Genomic DNA, 22172 nt, shown 5'->3' with positions numbered 1-22172 from the left:
GCCACGAGGCGAGGAGAGGCATGAAGACAGTAGCAGGCACGATGGCCTTCATCACCGGCGGTGCGAGCGGCATCGGCCTTGGCATGGCGCGCGCGCTGGCGGCGCAGGGCGCCAAGATCGCGGTGTGCGATGTGCGCGCCGATCATCTGGCGCAGGCCGCTCAGGTCGCGGCAGACGAGGGCTGGGCGGATCGCTTCCGTGCGCTCCAGCTTGACGTGCGCGACCGCACTGCCTTTGCTGCCGCGCTGGACGAGGCCGAGGCCGCGCTCGGCCCGCTGCAGATTCTCATCAACAACGCCGGCATCGGCATCCAGGGCCCGGTCGATGAAGCGACGTATGCGGATTGGGACTGGGCCATCGGCGTCAATCTGATGGGCGTGGTCAACGGCCTCGTTTCGGGCCTGCCGCGCATCAAGGCGCATGGGCTGGGCGGGCATATCGTCAACACCGCCTCGCAGGGGGCGATCATGCAGGCGCGGGCCACGCGCGGCGTTTACGCGCCGACCAAGGCGGCGGTCATTTCCATGACCGAGCATCTCAAGCTGGAGCTGGATGCCAAGGGCAGCAGCATGGGCGGCGGCGCGATCGGCGCCACGGTGGTGTGCCCCGGCCCGGTGCGCACCAATATCGAGGAGACCGAGCAGCACCGCCCGGCGGAGTTTCAGGTGGATACGCCCTTCCGCCACCGGGACGAAACGCCGCCCCCCGGCGCCCTGCCGCCAACGGCGCCGGGTTTCTGGCTCGACCCGTTGACCGTCGGCGAGATGACCGTGGACGCGATCCTCACCGGCAAGCTCTATGTCATCACCCACCCGGCCTTCATCGGCTCGGTGAAGGCCCGTCATGCCGGCATCGAGGCGGCGATGGCGGAGGATTATCTGTCGCGCTGAGGCCATGGCGCGGGGCGGGGCGCCAAGCCGGGCGTTGCCGGGCATGGCGAGACTCAACGCCCAGTTGAGAACCGCACAGGCGCTCAGTGCGCCGCCTCGGCCTGACGCCGGCGGAACTCATAGGTGTCGCCTTCCTCGCCACTCTCATTGAGCGTCGCGCGGCGCATGTCGCGGCGATACTGGTCCGTCTCCAGCGGCGTCGCGGCGTGCAGGGCATAGCGATTGTCCCAGATCACGATGTCGCCGACCGTCCACTGGTGGCGGTGGATATATTTGGGCTGGGTCACATGAGCGTACAGCTCTTCCACAAAGGCATGGCCCTCATCGTCGCTCATGCCGACCACGCCCACGCAATGCCCGCCCACGAACAGTGCCTTGCGCCCGAGCGGCGCCTCACGCACCAGCGGATGGTGCACCGGCGGCATCGGCATTGCGGCCTTCATTTCCTCGGTGACCTCAAGCCCGGCATATTGGCGGCCGCGCCAGAAATCGTGGATGCCGGTCATGCCATCCACCTTGTCCTTCATTGCCTGCGGCAGATCGTCATAAGCCGCGCGCAGATCGAGGAACAGCGTGTCGCCGCCGACCTCCGAGGGCGGGCACTCCACGCCGCGCAGCATCGACCATTTGGAGGGCAGCGGGTTGAACGAGCTGTCCGCATGAAAGCGCTCGGCGCCCTTGGCGATGTTCGCATTGGCCGGGGTCAGCGGCTTGATATTGCCATCAGGATCGAGATTGCCGGCAGAAAACAGCTCCGGCGCGATCCGGCCCGCCGGGCGCTTGCCATAATTGGGCGGATATTCCAGCGGCCCGAACAGCCGGGCGAAGCGGATATGCTCCTCATCCGTGATCGGCGCGTGCCGCACGACGCAGACGATGTGCTTGTCCATCGCATCCTGCACAGCCTGGCGCAAATCCTCGGTCGGCTCGGCCTTGAGGTCCGCTCCGACGATCTCGCCGAAGAACAGGGGATGAAGCTGATTGACGGTGATCATGGGCGTCCTCTCTCGTCTCTCCCGCCTGTGCTTGCTTGAGTCTGCGGCGGTTATCGGCGCGGAGTGTGAGCCGGTTGTGGCTCTGAGTCAATATGGTTGGAAAATACAACCATTGCATGTCTTGGTGTCATGTTCGGATTGGGAAACATTCCTCTCTCCGTCATTCCCGCGAAAGCGGGAATCCAGCAGCAACGCGGCAATGAGACCCGGCGTTGATCCGTATGTTTACCTGCAGGTATCCCCTCGCAACGGCACGCTCTATCTCGGCGTCACGTCCAATCTAGTGCAGCGCGTCGCCCAGCATCGCGCGGAAACTCTCGGCGGCTTCACCGAGCAACGCAGGGTCAAGCTGCTGGTCTGGTGCGAGCAGCGCGCAACGATGGAGCATGCGATCTTCCGGGAGGAGCAGGTCCAGATATGGCGCAGAGCGTGGAAACTCGATCTGATCGAGCAGGCGAACCCAGACTGGGAGGACCTTGCCATCAGCCTTGGCATCGCGTCGCTAGGCAGACTGGATTCCCGCGTTCGCGGGAATGACGGAGTAATTCTGGACGGTCAGCTAGTGCCGAGGCGAAGCGCACTCCGCCTCGGCTTAGATTGATCAGACGGCGAGACGCTCGATAAGATCCCGACCGCGCTTACCTGTGTTGATCTCAGACACTCGTCCCTGATTGACGCCGAACGCGGCGGCAATCTCATGCTGGAAATCACCACGTCGAAGGCGCCGCCAGATAATGATAATGTCTTCGTCTGAGAGTAGACGCCGCTGTCGGCGGCCTTGGTGTCGTGCTTTCATCGTTTCATCGCCTTTCTATCAAGACGACCGTTGACGATAAGGCCCGAGCAAGTGCACAAAGGCACCGCTCGGGGTAATACCGGCTCCGCTTCGGTCAAAAGGTTGCAGAGCTAATTCCGGCATGAAAGCTCGGCGTTGGCCCGCCGGGCTTTCGTTTTTTTGCCGAAACTGTTGTTAGTCATGAATGCCCTCGCATTCGGCGTAAAGCCCTTGACCACAAAAAAACTGCGGATTTCATCGATAAAAAGACTCGGTTGGGCGCCGATCTGCATCGCTGCGGCGCGGCGACCTGCGCCGGCTCCTTGCATGGCGCGAAGTCAATATTGAAAATGAATGGCTGCAAATATTCCTGTGGAAGAGTGCCGATCTGCGCGTTTTATTCGCACATTTCCAAATTGAGTTCCTTGACCAACGCATTGCTTCCCGAGTCGCGGCGCATTCTGACGAATTTTGCTAAGTCTTAGACCGACCGCGATTATTTCAGACAAAGTCAACATAACTGCCAGTTAAATACCGCTTTCCCCTTGCGCACCCGCCCGCAATCCTTAGCATCCGCGCCATCGAATCCGGCGGCGTGCAGGTCGCCAGAATCCGGGCAGTCCGCTCCCCAGAAGGCGGCGGCGCCGGGCATAAATTGAAGGAGAGAGAGCGTGGCAGGACATAATCCCGAAGGCGTGTTCGTGAAGGAGCCGGGCAAGGTCTGGATCAACGGGCAATGGCGTGCGCCCAGTAGCGGGCGGTTCATCGAGCTGGTTTCGCCCAATACCGAGCAGGTCGTCGGTGCCGTGGCGGAAGCCGATGAGGCGGACATGGACGCTGCCGTTGCCGCCGCCCGCGCTGCCTTCGACCACGGTCCGTGGCCGCGCATGAGCGTTGCTGAGCGCAACGAGATCATGAAGAAGATCACTGCGCATCTGCAGAGCCGCGCGAGCGAGTTGGCCAAGGCCTGGACCGCGCAGATGGGTGGCCTCGCGAGCTTCGCGCCCGGCATGGTCGCCGGCGCAACCATGCAGTTCGATCAGACCCGCGAGGTGGGGGCCAACTTCCAATATGTCCAGCAGCGCGAGACGCAGGCCGCAGCCGCCGCCTATCTCGTCTATGAGCCGGTCGGCGTGGTCGCTTCCATCGCGCCGTGGAACGGGCCTTATGGCATCATGGCCTCCAAGGTCGCCAATGCGCTCATCACGGGCTGCACGGTCATCATGAAGCCCTCGCCGGAGACGCCGCTGGAGGCCTATATCATCGCTGAGGCGTGCGAGGCGGCGGGCGTGCCGGCGGGCGTCGTCAATCTCGTCTGCGGGCATCGCGAGGCGAGCGATCACCTCGTCTGCAATCCCGGCGTGGACAAGGTGAGCTTCACCGGCTCCACCGTGGCCGGCAAGCGCATTGCCAGCGTGTGCGGCGAGCGGATCGCGCGCTGCACGCTGGAGCTGGGCGGCAAGTCCGCTGCCATCGTGCGAGACGATTTTTCCGCCGAGGAGACCGCCAAGCTGATGACGCAAACGATCAGCCTGCTCTCCGGGCAGGTCTGCGCGATGCTCAGCCGGCTGATCGTCCCACGCGGCCGGCAGGACGAGATTGCCGATGCCATTGCGGCGGAAATGCAGAAGGTGAAGATTGGCTATTCGGACGATCCGACGACGCAGCTCGGCCCGCTCGCGATGAAGCGCCAGCTCGAGCGCGTGGAAAGCTATATCGAGGAAGGCAAGAAGACGGCCGATCTGGTGACCGGTGGCAACCGCCCCAAGCATCTCAACCAGGGCTATTTCATCGAGCCAACGCTGTTCAAGAATGTCGATAACAAGTCGAAGATCGCCCAGGAGGAAATCTTCGGCCCGGTCCTCAGCATCATCCCGGTGGATAATGAGGAGGAGGCCATCGCCGTCGCCAATGACAGCAATTACGGCCTCTCGGGCTCAGTGCTGACCAAGGATGCGCAGGCTGCTTTCGGCGTCGCCCGGCGCATCCGCACCGGCGGCATCGGCCAGAACGGGCTGAAGGTCGATTGGGGCCTGCCCTTCGGCGGTTACAAGCAGTCCGGCATCGGCCGCGAAGGCGGCGTGGACGGGCTGATGGCCTATCTGGAGATCAAGGCCATGTACATGGACGCGCCGGTCAACGCGGCGTGAGCCAAAAGGGGATGAGCCGCGCGGCGCTCTATGACGCGCTGGAGGCCTATCTCGCGGCGCTGGGGCGCAAAGACCCCGGCGCCGTGAACTGGGCGCCCGAGCCGTTCATCACCGAGAACAATGTGCGCCTCCAGCCCGACGACGGGCTGTGGGGCACGATCGAGCGGCTGGGCGATTATCGCCTGATGTTCGCAGATGAGCAGACGCGACAGGTCGGCTTTTTCGGCACGGCGGTCGAGCCGCTGGACGAGAGCGCATACACCGTGCGCCTGGGGCTGGACGAGGCGGGCCGGGTAGCGGAGGTCGAGACCATCGTGGTGCGGCAGGTGGACAGCTCGCCGGTGTTCGAGAACCAGCGATTTGACGACAAGCCGATCCTCAACGCCACCGTTGAGGCGCCCGTCTCCCGCGCGGAAATGATCGCCTTGTCAGACGGTTATTTCGAGACCTTACAACTGAATGACGGCACGATCCGCACGAAATTCCATCCCGATTGCAACCGCGTCGAAAATGGCGTGCAGACCACCAACAACCCCGAGTTCGCCAAGCTGGTGCCGGTCGCCGGCCTGCCGTGCGAGGCGCAGTTCCGCACCGGCAATTACCGCTATGACGATCGCCTGCGCGGCCGCCGCTTTCCGCTGGTGGACGAGGAGCGGGGGCTGGTGCTGGCCTATGGTTTCATCGATCATTGCGGGCGGCTGGATCATTACACGCTGACCGACGGCACGCAGGTCCGCTCGCACATCCGCCGGCCGCATAGCTATTATCTCGCTGAGCTGTTCAAGATCGATCACGGCATGATCTGCCAGATCGAGGCCAATTTCATCACCGTGCCCTATCATATGCCCAGCCCGTGGGATGCCTGCCCGGAGGCGGGCGCCCACGCCGCCTGATCGTCCAAGGAGCCGCAATGTCCTTCTCGACCCTCGACCAGCCCGTGCTTGAGTTCGCCTTCGAGTGCCGTCTCATGTTCACGCGGGTCTTTGGCGTCCCCAATGTCCATAATGGCGGCTTCCGCTCGGCGGTGCTCGTGGATGAAGGGCATTTCGAGGGGCCGCGGCTGCGCGGGCGGGCCGTGCCCAATTCCGGCGGCGATTACGCCCATTTCCGCGATGACGATACCGCCGTGTTCGATGCCCGCTATCTGCTGGAAACCGACGATGGCGAGATCATCTACATGCAGAACAAGGGTTATCTCTGGGGTCGCAAGCCGGACTCCATGGCAAGGCTGCGCGCCTGGGCCTTCGAGGGCGGCGAGCCGGTCGCGCATGAGGATTATTATCTGCGCGCGCAGCCGACCTTCGAGACGAGCAAGGGCAAATATGACTGGATGACCCGCCATGTCTTCGTGGGCGTGGGCGAGCGCAAGCCGGATGGCAATCTGGTGCGCTATTATGCGCTGACCTGATCCGCGCGCGGTGCGCTGGGCTGTTGCCGAGGCGATTGCGTGCGACAGATGACACATTAGCTGCTAGGGCGGCGCCATTAGCGCGAACCCTGCTCGCAAGCTGTCGCGATAACTGAGAGACCGTCGTGCTCCCGCTTGCCGTGTCGGGAGACGCTCATGGAAGATTTCAATCGCCTTTTGCACGATCAGCAGCGCGCGCTGATCGATGCCCAGTTCGCGGGGTGCAGCCAGCGCCATCATGCGGCGCGGGAAGCTGCCTGCTCTGTGTCCGCCCGCATCAAGGCGCATCCCTATCCCTACCGTCTGCGCTCGGCCACGGCCATGCGCGCGGTGTTCGCGCAGCAGGGGAGCCTCGCCGCATGAGCCGCGTCGTCATCCTCGCCGCCCCGGAAGCGGATGTGCTGGCTTATTGTGCCAAGGCTGGCATCGGCCTTTCGGTGGTCGAGCCGCTGCCGAGCGGCCAGACCCGCGCCGTTCTCAACAATGTCATCGATGCCGACAAGGTGCGCAAGGGCATGAAGGCGATGGTCGTCAGCGGCCCGGTCGCGCGCTCGCCGCTCTATGTGAGCCGCACGCAGTCGCCCTATCGCTAAAGCGGCTCGCCGCGCCGGTCAGTCGGGCGGCGGCGCCAGGGCGCAGGCCACGTCGGCAATCAGCCCATCGCGCAGGGTGTAGAAGATGAACTGCCGCATCTCCTGCACCTCGCCGGCCTTGATCGGGAACAACCCGCCCGCGCTATTGGCATCGAGCATTGCCCGGTCGAGGTCGCGATAGGCCTCGATGCGCACGATGGCGTCGACGGCAGTCAGGGTGTCGCTCGACGCGAAATTGAGCACCCGCACGCTCTCATGAACATGGGCGTGGAGAAAGCTGTAGAAGCGCTTCATGTCCTCGCGGGATTGCAGCGCGACACCGAAGAAGCGCATGTCCATCGGCTCTGCGTAAAAGTCGCAGACCGCGTCATAATCCTTGGCATTGAACGCCGCGAGATAGCGCTCGTAATCGGCGCGGTTCATGCCGGTTGCGCCGCCGCCGCGCCACGGGCGGCCTCGACCAGCATCGCGCGATTTTCCTCGATCATCTGGCGGACGGAGCGGGCGGGGCGGCCGGTCAACGTCTGCACGTCATCGGTGCGCAATTCCAGATAGCCTTCGCGGATCGCGCGGCCGAAGGTGACCATATCATCGCTGTTCCAGGGAATGCCGCTCACATATTGGTCGTCTACCGGGCGCCGCGGAATCCCCATGCTGTCGAAGATGGCATATTGCTCCGCGTCGTCGACGGGAATGTGCTCTACCGGACAGCCGGTGATCTGCGTGATGAGCGCGGCGACCTCGCCAAAGGTCTGCAACTCCGGCCCGGTGATGTTGTAGACCTTGTTCTCATGGCCCGGCGTGGTCATCGCGGCGACGGCACAATCCACGCAATCGTCGCGCCACACCATGGCTTCGCGCCCATCGCCGGCATTGCTGAACCACTTGCCGGTGGCGAGCACATTGGGCCCGGCCATCAGGATCATGGCGTCGGCATAATGCGCGTCCCGCAGGGCCGTCCACGCCATGCCGGAGGCGCGCATGGCCTTTTCCGTCTCGATATGGTCGTGACGCACCTCTGCCGGATTGTTCGGGTCATCGATGCCGATGAAGCTGGTGTAGAGAATATGGCGGACGCCGGCGGCCGCTGCCGCATCGATCGCCGCCTTGTGCTGGACGACGCGGGCCCCGACCCGCGTGCCGGAGATGAGCAGCATTTTTTCCGCGCCCTGCACGGCGGCGGCCAGCGTTTCGGGCTTGTCATAATCGCCATAGCGCACCTCGCAGCCCTGCGCGGTACGGTCCGCCAGTTTGTCCGGCGAGCGGCTGATGAGGATGAGCTGGTCTGCCAGCCCTTTCTCGATCAGCCGGTCCGTGGCGGCCCGGCCATATTGGCCTGAGGCACCGGTAATGACGATCTTGCCTGACATGCGTGTAGCCTCTCCTTTTCCGGTCTTGCTTGTTGCGACCGATTCAGAGCCAGTCTAGCGATCCTGCGGGGCAGGGCAACGGGTCGCCGGGCCGGGATCGAGATCGAGGCAGCGGCCATCGATCCGGTCGGCCGGCACGGTGACGCCGATCTGCGCGGCCAGCGTGGGCAGGATATCCACCGTCTCCACCGCTTGCGGCTGCTCCATGTGCATCAGGCCCTTGCGCCAGAACAGCATCGGCACCCGGCGATCATAGCCCCACGGGCTGCCGTGGGTCGAAACATAGCCGGGCGCCGGCGTGGCAATGGGCATGATCCGCGGCTTGAGCAGAAGGACGAGATCGCCCGAGCGCTCCGGATCGTAGCTGGCCTTGGCGATCGTCGCGAGCGACCAGTTTTCCGGCGATCCGGCGGGGGCCGGCGCGGCCTCGATATCCTTGCGGGTGAAGACGGCCTCCACTTGCCGGTGAGCGGCGTAGAAGGCCTTGGCCTCGGCAATGACGCGGGTACGCTGGGCGGCGGTGAGGGCGGCATTCACATAGATGTCGCCAAAGGGATTGGTGCCGAGCAGCAGCGTGCCGTGCGCGACCGTAATGCCGGTGCGCGCGCTGATCGCGGCGCTGACGGCACTCGGGTACAGGGCCGGGTCCGCGCGCTCGGCGTCGGTGATGGCCTGTTCGCGAAGCCGCTCGGGGATGTCCGGCCCGCCATGGTCGGCGGTGAGCATGACCATATAATCGAGGCCGGTCGCGTCCAGCCGATCCAGGAAGCTGGCGAGGGCATCGTCCAGCGCAAACATCTGGATGCACATTTCCGCGCCGCGATTGCCGTAGCTATGGCCGATATAGTCGGTGGCCGAGAGGCCGACGATCAGCAGGTCGGTGGTGTCGCCGCGCCCGAGCTGCTGCGCCTCCAGCTGCTTGACGGCGAGCGCTAGCACGGCGGCATCGGCTTCCGGCGAGGTGCGGAAGGCGCGGACGTCGCCACCGGCGCGAGCGAAATGCCCGTCACCGACGCTGAGCGTGTCGGTCAGGCGGACGGCGCGGTCATTGGCCTTGCAGAAGGCGGGGACGTCTATCGCCGGGCGGGGCTGGTCGAAGGTCTTGCGCACGCCGGCATTCACCTGCTCGATCAGCGGCGTCAGCGGCGTTCCCCGATAGCTGGTGAAGCCGTTGCCGCCCCACCACCAGATCTGGTCGACCACCGGCCCGCCCATCATGATCGCCGAGCGATCCTTGCCGGAGACGGACACCACCTTGGCCGCCGGATTCTGCGCCTTCATATAGCCACCCAGCGTCGGCACGCGGAGCATCTTCACGGACGGCGCATAATCCCGCGAGCTCGTGCCGGGCACGTCTGGGTCTTCGGCGCAGTAGACCGTCTTGTCGGCGCGGGCGATTTTCTGGTCGATCCAGTCATTGCCGATGATCCCGGTGCGCGCGGGGCGGCTGCCAGTCAGGATCGTCGAGTGACCGGGGCAGGTTTCCGTGGCAGCGTGGCCCTGATAGCCATTGGGAAAGACGACGCCCTGCTGCAGGCGGGCCAGTCCGCCGGTGAAGGCGCTGCGATAGGCGCCGAACAGGTCGGTGGAGAACTGATCGACGGAGATGACCACCAGCAGTTTGGGCGGGCTTTGCGGCGCCTCGGGCGCGGGAGCAGCGGGCGCGGCTGGAGTCTGCGCGGGCTGGGCCAGCGCCGGGCCACTCAGGGCCAGCGTTGCGGCAAGGCACAGGCAAGCAGGGAAACGCATAGATTCTCCTTGGGGTCGGGGCGGCGCGCGCTTACAGAACGGCCAATGATCCGTTTCATGGCTTTTCCTGTGCGCCGGCTCAATGGCGTTTTGATGACGCTAGGGGTTCTTCTGGCAGCATTGCTGGTTGGCCCAGCTGCTTTTGCGCAATCTGCGGCACCAGCCGATGGCGGTGCGTTCGGGCAGCGCGGGGCACCGAATATCATCGCGAGCCTTATCGCCGAGACGGATCGCCCGGCGGCCGGGAGCACGATCACACTTGCCATCGTGATGAAGCCCAAAGCCGGCTGGCATGGCTATTGGGGCAATCCGGGCGATGCCGGGCAGGGCATGCAGGTCGCCTGGGATTTGCCGGCGGGCAGTGGCGCCAAGATAGGCGATTTCCGCTATCCCGTGCCGGACCGGCTGCTGATCGCCGGGCTGATGAACCATGTCTATGAGCATGACTATGCCGTGCTGGTCGATCTTGCGGTGCCCGTGGGCCTGTCGGCTGGCACCGTCTTGCCGGTGCGCGGCACGGCGCGCTGGCTCGCCTGCACGGACGCGATTTGCGTGCCGGAGCAGGGCGAGATCGCGACCACGCTGACCATTGGCGATGGTGCAACGACGGCAGCGTCCCGCAAGATCTTCGACGGATTTCGCGCGGCTCTCCCCCGTCCGCTCGATCAGCCTGCGCGATATGCTGTGGCCAATGGCATACTGAGCATCGCCGTGCCCTATCCACAGGCTGCCCCGATGGGCGCGCCATGGTTCTTCGCGACGACACAGGACGTTGTGCGCTATGCGCAACCGCAGACCGTGCGTCGCGCGGGTGACTGGCTGGTGGTGGAGGTGGGGCTGGCCGAGGACGCGTCCGTGCCCGGCACGGTCGAGGGCGTGCTGGCAGTTTCGCCGGGCGTCGCGCTGGCGATCAGGGCCACGCCCGGTGCTGTGCCCGAGGGTGGTGAGCGGCTGACGGTGGCGCCGGATGGCGCCACCACGGCCGAGCCAGCCGCGCAGACCGGGCTTGGCGCGGTCCTGCTGATCCTCGGCGGCGCCTTTCTGGGCGGGCTGATCCTCAATGTCATGCCGTGCGTCTTCCCCATCCTCAGCCTCAAGGCGATCAGCCTGGCCAAGGCGGGCGGGGATGAGCGGCAGGCCCGCCGCGATGCGCTGGCTTACACCGCCGGCATTCTCGTCACCTGCCTTGCGCTGGGGGCGCTGATGCTGGCGATCCGGGCCGGCGGCACGCAGGTCGGCTGGGCCTTCCAGTTGCAGGATCCGCGCGTGATCGCGGTGCTGCTGATGCTGATGGTGGCGATCACGCTCAATCTTCTGGGCGGGTTCGAGGTTGCCTCGCTTTCGGTCGGGCAGGGCCGGGCCGCGCAGGGCGGGCAGGCGGGTGCGTTCTGGACCGGTGCGCTGGCCGCCTTCGTCGCGACGCCCTGCACCGGCCCGTTCATGGGCGCGGCGATGGGCGCGGCGCTGGTGCTGCCCTGGCCGCTGGCGCTGGCAGTGTTCGCAGGGCTGGGCCTCGGTCTGGCCTCGCCGTTCATTGCCATCGCCTGGGTGCCGGCGTTGCGCCGCTTGATGCCACGCCCCGGCCTGTGGATGACGCGCTTTCGGCGCGTCATGGCGGTGCCGATGGGGCTGACGGCGCTGGCGCTGCTCTGGCTGCTCTCGCGCCAGCTTGGCACCGGCGGTGTGGTGCTGGGCGTGGTGCTGGCGGGCGGCGTGATCCTGGCCCTGCTGCTGCTGGGGCGTCGCCAGCGCGCGGGCGCGGGCGTCAACTGGGCCTTGGGTGGGCTGGTAGCCCTGCTGCTGAGCGGCGCTGCAATCGCTGCGCCTGCGCTGGTCCGTGGGGATCGCCCGGTTGCGGGCGAGGGGCTGGTGGGCGAGCCGTTCAGCGAGGCCCGGCTGGCCGCGCTGCGGGCGCAGAACAAGCCGGTTTTCCTCTATTTCACAGCCGACTGGTGCCTGACCTGCAAGGTCAATGAGGCCAATGCGATCGATACGCAGGCGGTGCGCGATGCCTTCGAGGCGGACGGAGTCACAGCGATGGTCGGCGACTGGACCAATGCCGACCCGGCGATCAGTCGCTTCCTCGAAGCGCATGGCCGCTCCGGCGTGCCGCTCTATCTCTTCTACGCACCCGGCGCCGCGACGCCACAGGTTCTCCCGCAAGTGCTGACATCCGGCACGCTTGCCGCTTTGGCGAAGCGCTGAGGATGGCCAAGAAGCGCCTCGATCAATTGCTCGTCGAGCGCGGCCTTGCCGAGAGCCGTACCCGTGCGCAGGCCCTCATCATGAGCGGCAATGTGCTGGTCGGCGACAAGCCGGTCGACAAGGCGGGGCAGGCGGTGCCGGAGGAGGCGGAGATCGTCCTCAAGGGGCGCGATCATCCCTGGGTCTCGCGTGGCGGACTCAAGCTGGCGCACGCGCTGGAGGCGTTCGCCATCGATGTGACCGGACTGGTGGCAATGGACGTCGGCAGTTCCACGGGCGGCTTTACGGACGTGCTGCTGACCAACGGCGCGGCGCGGGTGTATGCCATCGACAGCGGCACCAACCAGCTTGCGTGGAAGCTGAGGCAGGATCCCCGCGTCATCGTCCATGAGCAGACCAGCGCGCGTATTCTGACTGCCACGCATGTGCCTGAGCCGGTCGACATCATCGTCTGCGATGCCAGCTTCATCAGCCTCGCCAAGGTGCTGGAGCGCCCGCTGACCTTCGCGGCACCCGCCGCCCGGCTCGTCGCGCTCATCAAGCCGCAGTTCGAGGCGGGGCGCGAAGAGGTCGGCAAGGGCGGCGTGGTGCGCGATCCGGAGGTCCACGCCCGCGTCTGCGCGGAGGTGGAGGCCTGGCTGGCCGCGCAACCGGGATGGCAGGTCACCGGCCTCACCACCAGCCCGATCACCGGGCCGGAGGGCAATGTGGAGTTCCTGATTGCCGGCGCGCGCGTGCCAGGATGAAGCAGGCGCGATCCTCTCCCGTGCAATCGGCATGCGGGAAGGGCTGGCGCGGCGCAACGCCATCGTTAAAGTCATGTCAACGCTGTGGGGATTCGGCATGAAGTGGGAGTGCGCGTGAACCAGATTGCATCGCGAAGTCAGTTGCGGATGTCCTTCCTCCGCTGGGCGCTTGTCACCATCCCCGCCATCGAGTTTCTCGGCTTTGTGTCGGGCTATCTGTCCAATAGCGGTTATGACAACCGCTGGTTCGATGCGCTGAGCAAGCCGGCATTGGTGCCGCCCGGTTGGGTGTTCGGCACGGTGTGGCCGACCCTCTATCTGCTCATGGCCCTGGCGCTTGCGATGATCCTGCACGCGCGCGGCGCGAGGGGGCGGGGGCTCGCCATCACGCTGTTCATCGTCCAGCTCTGCATCAACCTCGTCTGGTCGCCCTTGTTCTTCGGCGCACATCAGGCGACTTTGGCCTTCTATCTGATCCTCGTCATTCTCGCGCTGGCGACGATCACCACCATCCTGTTCGGGCGGATTCGGTCTGTCGCGGCGTGGCTGATGGTGCCCTATCTTTGCTGGTTGGGCTTTGCGAGCGGGCTCGCCTTCGATATCGACCGGATGAACCTGGATGCCGAAACCCTTGTTCCGGCCGCCGTGCGTACCCAAATCTAGGCGATGGCCGCCATCAGCGGCGGCGAAGGATCAGACCCATGCAAAGTGAAAACCGCTTTTTCGACGACCTGTCCAAGATCATCAACGGCGCCGCCGGCACCGTGGCCGGGGTGGGGCGCGAGTTTGAAAGCAATGCCCGGGAGCGCGCGCGCGAGTGGATCGGCGGGCTCGATTTCGTAAGCCGCGAGGAGTTCGAGGCGGTCAAGGCCATGGCGGCGCAGGCGCGCGAGCAGGTCGAAGCGCTCGAGGCGCGGCTGGCTGCGCTGGAGGGCGGTGCGCCGAAGGCCGGCAAGCCGTCGGACAAGGCCGCAAGCTGAGTTTTCGACCAGCTATCCCGCATTTATCCACAACTTATTCACAGCAACATATCGCATTCCGGACAGGTTGGGCGCGGCTTCGCTGCCGCCTGCCTTTCCGCTTGCGCCGTGTCGTGCTACGAAGGGCTGTCCAGCAGGGGCAGGACGGCGCTGGCCGTTACAGGAAGTGGACTGACGGTTTTTGAGTATGATCGACCGGGATGAATTTACAGGCGGCGAGCAGGAAGCCGAGCCGATCGACATGCTGGCGGCCTATTTCGAGGCGCATGACTGGCCCTTCGAGCATGTCGGCGAGGACGAGCTGGTCGCGCGCCATCGTGGCAGCTGGACCGAATATGAGGTCCGGGCGATCTGGCGTGACGATGACATGGTGCTGCAGCTTCTCGTGCTGCCGGACATTCGCGTCGCCGATGATAAGCGTCTGGCGATCTGCGAAACCATCGCCCTTATCAACGAGCAGCTTTGGCTGGGCCATTTCGAGCTGTGGTCGGCGAGTAGCACGCTGCTGTTCCGTCATGGCGCCTTGCTCGGCCCTAGCGGATCGCTGACGCTCGATCAGGCGCAGTTGCTGGTGGAAAGCGCAATCGACGAGTGCGAGCGCTTCTACCCCGTCTTCCAGTTCGTGCTGTGGGGCGGCAAGAATCCCGCTGAAGCCATGGCCGCCAGCCTGATCGAGACGCATGGCGAAGCCTGAGGCTGGCCCGATGTGGCCTTCGCACCTTCTTCTGCTGGGTTGCGGTAACATGGCCGGGGCCATGCTGCTGCGCTGGCTCGACGAGGGCCTGCCCGCCGAGCGGGTGACGGTGGTGCGCCCCAGCGGCAAGGCGGTCGCGCCGGGCGTGCGGGTGCTGACAGTGCTCGAAGGGCCGGTAGAGGGTGACACGCTGGTGATGCTCGGCTGCAAGCCTCAGCAGCTGGCGGACGTTGCCGGGACAACGGCGGCGCTTCTCGGCCCCGGGGCGACCCTGCTTTCGATCCTCGCGGGCGTACCGATCGCGCGCATTCGGGATGCGCTCCCGGCCATACAGTCGATTGTCCGCTGCATGCCCAATCTGCCCGTTCGGGTCGGCAAGGGTGTCAGCATTCTCAAGGTGGAAGACGCGGCTGACGAACGCGCGCGCGATCTGGTCGACGCCATGTGCAGCCGCCTTGGTCTGGTCGAATGGCTGGGCGATGAGCAACTGTTCGATGCCGCGACGGCGCTCGCAGGATGCGGCCCGGCCTTCGTCTATCGCTTCATCGATGCCTTGGCTGCCGCCGGCGCCGAACTCGGCCTTGCGCCGGATGCCGCCGCGCGCATGGCCCTCAAGACCGTGGAAGGCGCCGCATTGAGCGCAGCGGCGGCGGATTGCCCGCCCGCCGATCTGGCGGATGCAGTCGCCAGCAAGGGCGGCATGACCCGCGAAGGGCTGGACGTGCTGGACCGGTCTGACGGCCTCGCCCCGCTCGTCATGGAGACGCTGAAGGCTGCGCGGGACCGGGGTGCAGTTCTCGCTGCCTTGTCCACCAAGGCCAGCTGAACCGTCAGCGCGCGATTTGCAGGGCGGCGACCAGTCGCTGGGTTTCCGGATCCAGCAGGCTCTCCAGCACCCGCCAGAAGCCGGTGACGGACGATTGCCCCGCTGCCGAATAGGCCGCCGCGAACCGCTCACGCACGGCATCGAACAACGCCTGCTCGATGGCCTGCCCGGCAGGCGTCAGCCTCAGCAGCTTCTGCCGGCGGTCGCGGTCGCCCTTGTGGACCGCGAGCAACTCGCGCTCGATCAGCTCATCGAGCACGCGCCCTAGCGACTGCTTGGTCACGCCGAGCAGCGCGATGAGCGCCGACACGCTGAGATTGGGCCGCCGCGCGATGAAGTAGAGCGCCCGTTGATGCGCGCGGCCGAGCCGATGCTCATCCAGAATTGGGTCCATGGCCTGTGCGAACGCCATATGACCAAATTGCAGCAGTTCGATCCCGCGACGAATCTCCTCCTCGCGCAGGAACAGGGGGGAAGCTGCGGGACTGGATGGGGCGTTGCTCATGCGCCGTTTCATAAGGCCTGCGGGCAGGCGATGGAACTTCGTTCCGCAGCCCGATTACCCCTTTCGCAAGCAAGGCGCACAGGGGGAGCATATTCGCCGAAAGAGATCGCCAAACCACAGTTTCTCCGGCTTGGCATTTGCGCCCGGCCCTGTATATGGGCCGCTCGCAGCGCGCGATGCTGGGGCGTAGCCAAGCGGTAAGGCAGCGGTTTTTGGTACCGCCATGCGGAGGTTCGAATCCTCCCGCCCCAGCCATTCACAAAAAATCATTTTTTCCTGATGCTTATAGGCAGATCGCGGCAAAATCTGTGCCCGGTTTGTGTGCCAGCGTTGACTGTCCCGTGATCGTCTAAATCATCACGTGCGGGACCACCCGTTTCCCGATGCACGTCTCTAAATCGTTAAGCTTCTTGCTATCCAACTTGGCAGCGGTTTTATCGGATGCATGAATGAAAATGGACTGGCCCAAGCCCAAGAACGATTTGAGCGTATGGAAAACGCGGTCGAGATCATCGTTTCTGATGCTCCCTTAAAACAAAGAGAGACCGCTTGGCTTGATTTGGTTTCAGCCTTCGGCAGGGTATACTCGAAGTTAGAACAGGCTGCGAAGGACAGTTCCGAGGCTGCAAAGTGGTTTCAGGCGAAGAAAATGGAGCGCAGAACTGATCCGCTTCTGCAATACATGCATCACGCCCGCAACGCAGATGAACACACGCTGATTAGCCCTGCAGGCGGAGTAGATGTTGCCGTGCAAGCCACGGTTTCAGGCGAAGGTGGCACCCTTGGAATTGGCTACGGGCCAAATGGTCGCCCCTTCCTTATCTGCGAAGGTATGGCACACCCGAAAATCTATGAACATGAAGTGCTGTTGAATGCTGCGATTGATCGGGGCGTCACATACCGACCGCCAGAAACACACTTGGGCAAAGAAATCGAAGATTACACACCAAGAGAGGTGGCCCCGCTGGTGGTGACCTACGCCAGTCAAATGTTGGATGAGGCAAAGAGCTTAGTCTCATAATTTACCTAGCCCCTCAGGCTCACCAAATGACGGCAATAAAAGTAGGGCATGACGCTGAGGCGCCGTTACCGATAGTTATGGGCTAGCCGAACTAGGAGGTTGCGTACCGACGACGGGTGCCACTGGCCCCCTCGGGAAGTCTTGATGTATCTTTCGTTTAGGATCCTAGACCAACTCGCGCCCGCCGTGGGCCTCCCGCTGCAACGTCGGCACGCGCACTTTTGCCTGAAAGTGATTGTGCTTCTTGCGGATGAAAACCACGGCGAATTGACGCTCTGTGTGCCAGCTTTGGATGTCTGCAAGAAAGGAAAATCAGCGGTTTATGGTTTTCTGCGAGCTAGAGGGGTGCTTGCCTTATCATCCTCCCGCCCCAGCCAAGTTCCAATTCAGTGAGTATGAAGTGCCGATGTGGCAAGCGAACGCCGCGGCGGCGTCGTCACGCCGCGCAAACGCTCTGCCAAAAGCTCAGCGCTGCAGCGCGGCCATGGCGAGCGCGATGGCGCCCATTGGGCCGGCTTCGTCGCCGAGGCCTGCGAGGCACAGACGTTGCTCGACCGTCTCATGCGTGAGGAAGGGCAGATAGCCGCCCAGATCCCGCAGCAACGTGGCGCGCACGGTGGGCAGGAGCGTAGCGCGGCTGGTGGCGACGGTTCCGCCGAGCAGGATGCGTTCTGCGGCCGTGGTAAGGAACAGCGTAGCGGCCAGTTGGGCGAGGTCGGACGCCACGAAATCCCAGCGCGGATCGTCATCGGCGACATGCTCGGGACTTGTGCCGAAGCGGGAGGCGAGGGCGGGGCCGCTCACCAGTCCTTCGATGCAGTCGCCATGGAACGGGCAGGCCCCGGCAAAGCTGTCGCCTGCCGCACGCCGCACATGGATGTGGCCGATTTCCGGGTGCATGGCGCCGTGGACCGGCTTACCCTCAACGAGCAGACCGCCGCCGAGTCCGGTGCCGATGGTGATATACCAGAAGCAATCGAGATCGCGACCGGCACCCCAGCGATGCTCGGCCAGGGCCGCGCCATTGACGTCCGTGTCGATGGCCATCGGGCAATCGAGGCTGCGCGTCAGCCCGCCGGCAATGTCGGCGCCCGCCCAGCCGGGCTTGGGGGTGGGCAGCATATGGCCGAAATTATCGGATTTGCGGGACAGAGCGATGGGGCCGAAAGATGCGATGCCAATCGCGGCAATCGGCGCATCCGCGTGCCAAGCGCGCAATTGTTCGTTGGCGGCGGCCAGCGTCTCGTCCGGCTGGGTGGTCGGAATGCGAACCCGCTCGACGATGCGATCACCTTGAGCGAGCAGGACGAAGGTCTTCGTCCCACCCAGCTCGACCCCGGCAAGGCGCGCGCTCGACATGGCTCAGTCGATAATCCGCGTCGTCTCGCTATCCAAGGCGAGACGAAGGAACGGCCCGAAGGTGCCAGCAAAGCGCTTAGCACCCTCGGCAGCCTCGCCACGGCCCCAATCGTCCGCGAAGGCCGTGACGGAGAGATCGGGCAGCACCAGCCAGCTATAGGCCTGGCGCGGCGCTTCCGGCGGGTTGGCGATGACGAGGCCGGAACCGTTCAAGGGTTTCCACCCGTGCGTGATCTGCTCGGACACCATGCCGTAGAGACCGGTCGGGGCGCGGGGGGCATCCGGGTTGAACACATGGGTCTGTGTGGACCAGAACAGATAATAGAGTCCATTGGCCAGCACGATGTGCGGCCGCTCCAGCTCATTGTTGAGGCCATCGGCGCTGATGATCGGCGCGGTCACCTCCCACTGGCCGAGGGCGTCGGGCTTGGCGCGCGCCGCGCCGATCACGCCATTATAGGCAGATTGCGAGGTGGCCAACGAGCCGGTGAACAGCAGCCAGTGGTCGCCGGTCGCCGGATCGAGCAGATAGCCGGGATCGCGAAAGGCCTTGATGGTACCGAGGCCACCACCGGCAGACAGCGGATCGGCATAAAAGCGTGGGTCGCGCGGGAAGGATTCGCGCAGATTGCGGCAATTCTCGACGGACCAGCCGCCATCCTTGCCGACCAGATCGGCCTCGACCTCGAACAGGCGTTGCTCGAAGCTGAGTTCGCTCTCGTCGCGAAAGCCGGCCGCGGTGAAATAGAGCGTCAACTGGCGCCCGTCATTCTCCAGATAGGCCGAGCCAGACCATTCCCGGCTGCCGGGCGAAAAGCCGTCCGGCATCACCGGGCCATAATGCCGCCAATCCTCGCCCCGGCGCTCAAACAAATGGATGCGGGCGTGGCCGTGACGGTCATCGGGGTCGGCGAACCAGGGGGAAGCGAGTGCCATCCACAGATCGGCCGGCGCCGGCGAACCGTCGCGCTGCAGGATGGGCCAGGCGTCCCACACGCAGACATCGTCACTGATCCGCGCCACATCGGCCTCGCCAATGAGCGGCGCCACGCAGGATGGAGTCAGTTTGAGGTGATTAAGCTGTTCGACCGTCCAGCGGGTCGTGCTGATATCGTTCATGGAGAGCCAGTTAGGTCAGAGAAAGGAGAGGGCGCGAGTGCGCAGGAGGCCGGTGCAGGCGATGTCCGGAAAGAAGGCGTTCGCAACTGTGTTGCAAGGCCATTGACCCCTTGCGCCATGCTGCAAATATGCGCGCGATTGCGCCTGAATTTCGATCATTGTCCCCGTTCCTCAAGTCCTCGCAACCAATACGCCATTGGCAATCGATTACAACCATTTTGGAACAGGGCTGTCGCAGCGGAAAATCGGTCCGTCAGGTGGAGCCGCGCACCACTAGAGCGGGGTTGAGAATGATCGAACCGGTCTGTCGGCCCTCGATGCGCTTGAGCAGGCAATCGACCATCTGCGTGGCGCCGCTGGCGATATCCTGGTGGATCGTGGTCAGCGGCGGCACGATGCTCTGCGCAATCGGGAGGTCATCGAAGCCGACGATTCGCACATCGTCGGGGATCGACATGCCCCGGCTGATGACGGTCTGGACAGCGGCGAGGGCGATCATGTCCGAGGCCGCGAAAATGCCGTCAGGCAGTTGATCGACCTGATCGAGATAGGCGTTGATGTCCGGCGCACTGAGCTCCGGCGCGAGGTGGGTCGGCACTTCGGTCAGCATCACCTCTGCCGCATGATCCTGCTGCACCGCGCGTGCGCCCTGCAGGCGCTGGGCGATCTCGATGGCGCGGGGATTGCCGAGGAACGCCACGCGCTTGCACCCGCGTTCGATCAAATGGCGCATCGCCATCTGGCCGCCGAGGAAATTGTCGGTGCCGACCGAGCAATGGCTTTGGCCCTGGGTGAATGCGCCCCAGGCGACCATCGGCAGATAATGGCCGGCGGCGGCGTTGAGCACGGCGGACTGGTCGGACTGGCCAATGATGATGAGGCCATCCACCCGCGCGGTCTTGATGATGCCCTCCAGCCAGTCGTCCCGGTCCGGAATGACCCGCGACAGCATAAGGTCAAAGCCGCGCTCGGTGAGTTCATCGGCCAGGAAACCGATGATCGTCATGAAGAAGGGGTCGGAGATATGCTGGGCGCGCTCATGGCCGAGCGGGATGACCACGCCGATCGCCCCGGTCTTGCGCGTGCGCAGGTTGCGGGCCAGCGGGCTCGGCTGAAAACCATGTTGTTGCGCCAGCTTGCGGATGCGCTCGGCAGTCTCGGAATTGACCACGGCCTTGCCGGCCAGCGCGCGGGAGACGGTCGCGGCGGAGACACCGGCGAGCTCTGCCAGATCGTAGATTGTCCGAACCTGCTTGGGTTTCAACGCTCCTGTGTCCTCTCGCATCCAAAGGCCAAACAAATGGCATCTCTAGGGCGCAGGCGGGTTTTGCCAAAGCATTTTTCCGGCGCGGGCCGCAGCGTCCGCGCCGGGAGCGCCCGTCAGGCGGTCGGGCCGGTGTCGCCGATGATGACTTCCTTGCGGTAATCGGCGCTGTTGCGCTCGGCCAGCCGGCTCGCAAACGGCTGCTTGCGCCAGTTCCAGATGCACTGGATGGCAAGGCCTGTCGCCATCAGTGCGCCGAGCGCGATGCTGTAGCGCGCGTCACCCAGCCCGTCGCCGATCAGCGCCATGGCGAGCGGCGCGATGACCGCGCTGAGGCAGGTGAAGAACAGCAGCAGCCCCGCAACCGAGCCGTGGCGCGCCTTCTCGAAGCAGCTGATGCCGGTCGAGTTGATCGTGGGGTAAAGCACGGACATGAACAGGCCGGTAGCGGGCAGGGCGTAGATGGCGACGCCCCGATCCCCCAGCACGGCGATCCAGAACAGGATCGTCATTGCGACGGTGCACACGGCGAGCACGGCGGTCCAATCGTAACGGGCGAGCAGCCACACGCCGAGGAAACGCCCGGCAGCGCGCAGAACGAAGAAGATCGAGACGGCATAGACCGCGAGCCACGCGTTCGAGCCCTCGTAACTGGCGAGGAATGTCGGCGTCCACACGTAGATCGCGGCTTCCGCGCCGACATACAGCATCAGAGCGGTGGCGAAGAACATGGCGGTGGGATCGGTCATCATCCGGGCAGCATCGCGCGGATCGGCAGGCTTTTCATCGGCCCGCACCGGGGTCGGGAAGCGCGCGCCGAATGCGCCCAGCACGAGCAGGGCACAGATGCCGGCGGCGAGGAAGTAGACCCACTTCCAGCTCAACCCTTCCTGCAGCGACCAGGCAACGACGGCCGGGCCGACAATCGCGCCAGCGCCGAAGAAGCCCTCGACCAAGTTCATGATCGTCGAATGCTCGCGCGTCGAGCGGGAGATGTCCCCGATCAGCGCGAGCGCGCCGGCCTTGAAGATGCCGATGCCGATGCCCGAGATGAACAGCAAGGCGACAAAGAACAGGAAATCATGCCCGGCTGCGAAGGCGACAGAACTGAGGCCAAAGAGGGTGAGGCCGATGAGGATCGTCGCCTTGCGTCCGATGCGGTCTGCCAGAAAGCCGAGCGAAATGGCCGAAATGGCGATGCCGGACATCGTCGCATATTGGAACGATCCCGCCGCCGTCATGCCCAGATTGAACTCGCGGATGATCTGCGGAATCACTGTACCGACCGAATCGGTGGTCATCGCGAACATCGCGAACATCAGGAAGACCAGCCATTTCAGCAGGGCCGATGCGTTGCTCGGCTGGATGTGGGGGCGTTCCGTCACTTCGCGATCCTCTCGGCCTTATCGTTCCATGGCAGCTTTGGTCGAACCAAGCTGCCTGCAGATTATCATTCCGCAGCAAGGCGCGGCGGACGAAGGCATGGCTGTAATCGATTGCTTTCGCAATGTCGATTGGCTCAA

General features: G+C 64.6%; 24 protein-coding genes and 1 tRNA gene. 15 read left to right on the top strand and 10 right to left on the bottom strand.

The window, feature by feature from the left end; translation table 11 throughout:
• Window positions 1-20: 20 nt before the first annotated feature.
• Window positions 21-890, top strand: coding sequence for an SDR family NAD(P)-dependent oxidoreductase (locus M2333_RS07580; protein ID WP_264611352.1), 870 nt, complete (start codon window positions 21-23; stop codon window positions 888-890).
• Between the two features lie 83 nt (window positions 891-973).
• On the opposite strand, the gene M2333_RS07575 is transcribed toward M2333_RS07580, so the two are convergent.
• Window positions 974-1885 carry a TauD/TfdA dioxygenase family protein gene (locus tag M2333_RS07575; RefSeq protein WP_264576109.1) on the bottom strand — a complete coding sequence of 304 codons (912 nt, stop codon included), beginning with the start codon at window positions 1883-1885 and terminating at the stop codon, window positions 974-976.
• Here M2333_RS07575 and M2333_RS16930 point away from each other — a divergent pair.
• Entirely contained in the window at window positions 1878-2486 is a 609-nt protein-coding gene (locus M2333_RS16930; RefSeq protein WP_319801321.1) for a GIY-YIG nuclease family protein, read from the top strand. The two genes, M2333_RS07575 and M2333_RS16930, sit on opposite strands and share 8 nt — an antisense overlap.
• A gap of 305 nt (window positions 2487-2791) precedes the next feature.
• Here M2333_RS16930 and M2333_RS07565 read toward each other — a convergent pair whose 3' ends face one another.
• Complete coding sequence (locus tag M2333_RS07565) at window positions 2792-2989, bottom strand: hypothetical protein (RefSeq protein ID WP_264611351.1); 198 nt, start codon at window positions 2987-2989, stop codon at window positions 2792-2794.
• Between the two features lie 342 nt (window positions 2990-3331).
• Here M2333_RS07565 and M2333_RS07560 point away from each other — a divergent pair, with 342 nt between their 5' ends.
• From M2333_RS07560 to M2333_RS07540, 5 genes are all read left to right on the top strand, one after another.
• The gene (locus tag M2333_RS07560; protein WP_264611350.1) at window positions 3332-4810 is read left to right on the top strand and encodes an aldehyde dehydrogenase; all 1479 of its coding nucleotides are present in this window, start codon (window positions 3332-3334) and stop codon (window positions 4808-4810) included.
• Window positions 4811-4821: 11 nt separating this feature from the next.
• On the top strand, window positions 4822-5703 hold the full coding sequence (locus M2333_RS07555) for a hypothetical protein (protein ID WP_264611349.1): 882 nt from the start codon (window positions 4822-4824) through the stop codon (window positions 5701-5703).
• A gap of 17 nt (window positions 5704-5720) precedes the next feature.
• Entirely contained in the window at window positions 5721-6218 is a 498-nt protein-coding gene (locus M2333_RS07550) for a DUF3237 domain-containing protein (protein ID WP_181559250.1), read from the top strand.
• 156 nt (window positions 6219-6374) lie between these two features.
• Window positions 6375-6581: a hypothetical protein gene (locus M2333_RS07545; protein ID WP_264572475.1), complete on the top strand. Its 207-nt coding sequence runs from the start codon at window positions 6375-6377 to the stop codon at window positions 6579-6581.
• Window positions 6578-6811: a hypothetical protein gene (locus M2333_RS07540; protein WP_181559252.1), complete on the top strand. Its 234-nt coding sequence runs from the start codon at window positions 6578-6580 to the stop codon at window positions 6809-6811. Before M2333_RS07545 ends, M2333_RS07540 begins: the two co-directional genes overlap by 4 nt.
• An 18-nt stretch (window positions 6812-6829) precedes the next feature.
• On the opposite strand, the gene M2333_RS07535 is transcribed toward M2333_RS07540, so the two are convergent.
• Genes M2333_RS07535 through M2333_RS07525 form a run of 3 tightly spaced genes read right to left on the bottom strand, consistent with a single transcriptional unit; the run spans window position 6830 to window position 9930 of the window.
• Window positions 6830-7234 carry a nuclear transport factor 2 family protein gene (locus M2333_RS07535; protein WP_264611348.1) on the bottom strand — a complete coding sequence of 135 codons (405 nt, stop codon included), beginning with the start codon at window positions 7232-7234 and terminating at the stop codon, window positions 6830-6832.
• A complete protein-coding gene (locus tag M2333_RS07530; protein WP_264611347.1) occupies window positions 7231-8181 on the bottom strand; it encodes an SDR family oxidoreductase in 951 nt (316 codons plus the stop codon). Before M2333_RS07530 ends, M2333_RS07535 begins: the two co-directional genes overlap by 4 nt.
• 54 nt (window positions 8182-8235) lie before the next feature.
• Window positions 8236-9930 carry an alkaline phosphatase family protein gene (locus tag M2333_RS07525; protein WP_264611346.1) on the bottom strand — a complete coding sequence of 565 codons (1695 nt, stop codon included), beginning with the start codon at window positions 9928-9930 and terminating at the stop codon, window positions 8236-8238.
• Between the two features lie 57 nt (window positions 9931-9987).
• Here M2333_RS07525 and M2333_RS07520 point away from each other — a divergent pair, with 57 nt between their 5' ends.
• From M2333_RS07520 to M2333_RS07495, 6 genes are all read left to right on the top strand, one after another.
• Complete coding sequence (locus M2333_RS07520; RefSeq protein ID WP_264611345.1) at window positions 9988-12135, top strand: protein-disulfide reductase DsbD family protein; 2148 nt, start codon at window positions 9988-9990, stop codon at window positions 12133-12135.
• Window positions 12136-12137: 2 nt separating this feature from the next.
• The gene (locus M2333_RS07515) at window positions 12138-12881 is read left to right on the top strand and encodes a TlyA family RNA methyltransferase (RefSeq protein WP_181559257.1); all 744 of its coding nucleotides are present in this window, start codon (window positions 12138-12140) and stop codon (window positions 12879-12881) included.
• Between the two features lie 114 nt (window positions 12882-12995).
• The gene (locus tag M2333_RS07510) at window positions 12996-13544 is read left to right on the top strand and encodes a TspO/MBR family protein (protein ID WP_264611344.1); all 549 of its coding nucleotides are present in this window, start codon (window positions 12996-12998) and stop codon (window positions 13542-13544) included.
• 38 nt (window positions 13545-13582) lie between these two features.
• Entirely contained in the window at window positions 13583-13861 is a 279-nt protein-coding gene (locus M2333_RS07505) for an accessory factor UbiK family protein (protein WP_264572482.1), read from the top strand.
• A 187-nt stretch (window positions 13862-14048) separates the two neighbouring features.
• Window positions 14049-14555, top strand: coding sequence for a YbjN domain-containing protein (locus M2333_RS07500; protein WP_181559260.1), 507 nt, complete (start codon window positions 14049-14051; stop codon window positions 14553-14555).
• Window positions 14542-15381 carry a pyrroline-5-carboxylate reductase family protein gene (locus M2333_RS07495; protein WP_264611343.1) on the top strand — a complete coding sequence of 280 codons (840 nt, stop codon included), beginning with the start codon at window positions 14542-14544 and terminating at the stop codon, window positions 15379-15381. The genes M2333_RS07500 and M2333_RS07495 overlap by 14 nt, the downstream gene beginning before the upstream one ends.
• A 4-nt stretch (window positions 15382-15385) precedes the next feature.
• Here M2333_RS07495 and M2333_RS07490 read toward each other — a convergent pair whose 3' ends face one another.
• On the bottom strand, window positions 15386-15886 hold the full coding sequence (locus tag M2333_RS07490) for a MarR family winged helix-turn-helix transcriptional regulator (RefSeq protein ID WP_264611342.1): 501 nt from the start codon (window positions 15884-15886) through the stop codon (window positions 15386-15388).
• A 180-nt stretch (window positions 15887-16066) separates the two neighbouring features.
• On the opposite strand from M2333_RS07490, the gene M2333_RS07485 reads away from it, so the two are divergent.
• Window positions 16067-16141, top strand: a tRNA-Gln gene (locus M2333_RS07485).
• Between the two features lie 190 nt (window positions 16142-16331).
• Window positions 16332-16907 (top strand): hypothetical protein, encoded by a 576-nt coding sequence (locus M2333_RS07480; RefSeq protein ID WP_264611341.1) that lies wholly within the window; start codon window positions 16332-16334, stop codon window positions 16905-16907.
• A 465-nt stretch (window positions 16908-17372) separates the two neighbouring features.
• Here the strand turns inward: M2333_RS07480 and M2333_RS07475 are convergent, their stop codons facing one another.
• The 4 genes from M2333_RS07475 to M2333_RS07460 form a co-directional block, all read right to left on the bottom strand.
• Window positions 17373-18266, bottom strand: a complete 894-nt coding sequence (locus tag M2333_RS07475; protein WP_264611340.1) for an ROK family protein — start codon at window positions 18264-18266, stop codon at window positions 17373-17375.
• A gap of 3 nt (window positions 18267-18269) precedes the next feature.
• Window positions 18270-19385, bottom strand: coding sequence for a glycoside hydrolase family 68 protein (locus M2333_RS07470; protein WP_264611339.1), 1116 nt, complete (start codon window positions 19383-19385; stop codon window positions 18270-18272).
• A gap of 253 nt (window positions 19386-19638) precedes the next feature.
• The gene (locus M2333_RS07465; RefSeq protein WP_264569950.1) at window positions 19639-20649 is read right to left on the bottom strand and encodes a LacI family DNA-binding transcriptional regulator; all 1011 of its coding nucleotides are present in this window, start codon (window positions 20647-20649) and stop codon (window positions 19639-19641) included.
• Between the two features lie 116 nt (window positions 20650-20765).
• Complete coding sequence (locus M2333_RS07460; RefSeq protein ID WP_264569951.1) at window positions 20766-22034, bottom strand: MFS transporter; 1269 nt, start codon at window positions 22032-22034, stop codon at window positions 20766-20768.
• Window positions 22035-22172 lie beyond the last annotated feature (138 nt).

Origin of the sequence: Sphingobium sp. B11D3B, assembly GCF_025961735.1 — a bacterium.
Lineage (GTDB): Bacteria > Pseudomonadota > Alphaproteobacteria > Sphingomonadales > Sphingomonadaceae > Sphingobium.
This window is presented reverse-complemented; position numbering and strand designations above follow the sequence as displayed.

Excerpts from the sequence above, each read along its gene's own strand:
- M2333_RS07540 (WP_181559252.1), top strand. The coding sequence starts at position 6,578 with ATGAGCCGCGTCGTCATCCTCGCCGCCCCGGAAGCGGATGTGCTGGCT.
- M2333_RS07580 (WP_264611352.1), top strand. The coding sequence starts at position 21 with ATGAAGACAGTAGCAGGCACGATGGCCTTCATCACCGGCGGTGCGAGC.
- M2333_RS07555 (WP_264611349.1), top strand. The coding sequence starts at position 4,822 with ATGAGCCGCGCGGCGCTCTATGACGCGCTGGAGGCCTATCTCGCGGCG.
- M2333_RS07575 (WP_264576109.1), bottom strand. The coding sequence starts at position 1,885 with ATGATCACCGTCAATCAGCTTCATCCCCTGTTCTTCGGCGAGATCGTC.
- M2333_RS07500 (WP_181559260.1), top strand. The coding sequence starts at position 14,049 with ATGATCGACCGGGATGAATTTACAGGCGGCGAGCAGGAAGCCGAGCCG.
- M2333_RS07525 (WP_264611346.1), bottom strand. The coding sequence starts at position 9,930 with ATGCGTTTCCCTGCTTGCCTGTGCCTTGCCGCAACGCTGGCCCTGAGT.
- M2333_RS07475 (WP_264611340.1), bottom strand. The coding sequence starts at position 18,266 with ATGTCGAGCGCGCGCCTTGCCGGGGTCGAGCTGGGTGGGACGAAGACC.
- M2333_RS07495 (WP_264611343.1), top strand. The coding sequence starts at position 14,542 with ATGGCGAAGCCTGAGGCTGGCCCGATGTGGCCTTCGCACCTTCTTCTG.
- M2333_RS07515 (WP_181559257.1), top strand. The coding sequence starts at position 12,138 with ATGGCCAAGAAGCGCCTCGATCAATTGCTCGTCGAGCGCGGCCTTGCC.
- M2333_RS07545 (WP_264572475.1), top strand. The coding sequence starts at position 6,375 with ATGGAAGATTTCAATCGCCTTTTGCACGATCAGCAGCGCGCGCTGATC.
- M2333_RS07480 (WP_264611341.1), top strand. The coding sequence starts at position 16,332 with ATGAATGAAAATGGACTGGCCCAAGCCCAAGAACGATTTGAGCGTATG.
- M2333_RS07490 (WP_264611342.1), bottom strand. The coding sequence starts at position 15,886 with ATGAGCAACGCCCCATCCAGTCCCGCAGCTTCCCCCCTGTTCCTGCGC.
- M2333_RS07520 (WP_264611345.1), top strand. The coding sequence starts at position 9,988 with ATGGCTTTTCCTGTGCGCCGGCTCAATGGCGTTTTGATGACGCTAGGG.
- M2333_RS07530 (WP_264611347.1), bottom strand. The coding sequence starts at position 8,181 with ATGTCAGGCAAGATCGTCATTACCGGTGCCTCAGGCCAATATGGCCGG.
- M2333_RS07470 (WP_264611339.1), bottom strand. The coding sequence starts at position 19,385 with ATGAACGATATCAGCACGACCCGCTGGACGGTCGAACAGCTTAATCAC.
- M2333_RS07565 (WP_264611351.1), bottom strand. The coding sequence starts at position 2,989 with ATGCAAGGAGCCGGCGCAGGTCGCCGCGCCGCAGCGATGCAGATCGGC.
- M2333_RS07505 (WP_264572482.1), top strand. The coding sequence starts at position 13,583 with ATGCAAAGTGAAAACCGCTTTTTCGACGACCTGTCCAAGATCATCAAC.
- M2333_RS07550 (WP_181559250.1), top strand. The coding sequence starts at position 5,721 with ATGTCCTTCTCGACCCTCGACCAGCCCGTGCTTGAGTTCGCCTTCGAG.
- M2333_RS07535 (WP_264611348.1), bottom strand. The coding sequence starts at position 7,234 with ATGAACCGCGCCGATTACGAGCGCTATCTCGCGGCGTTCAATGCCAAG.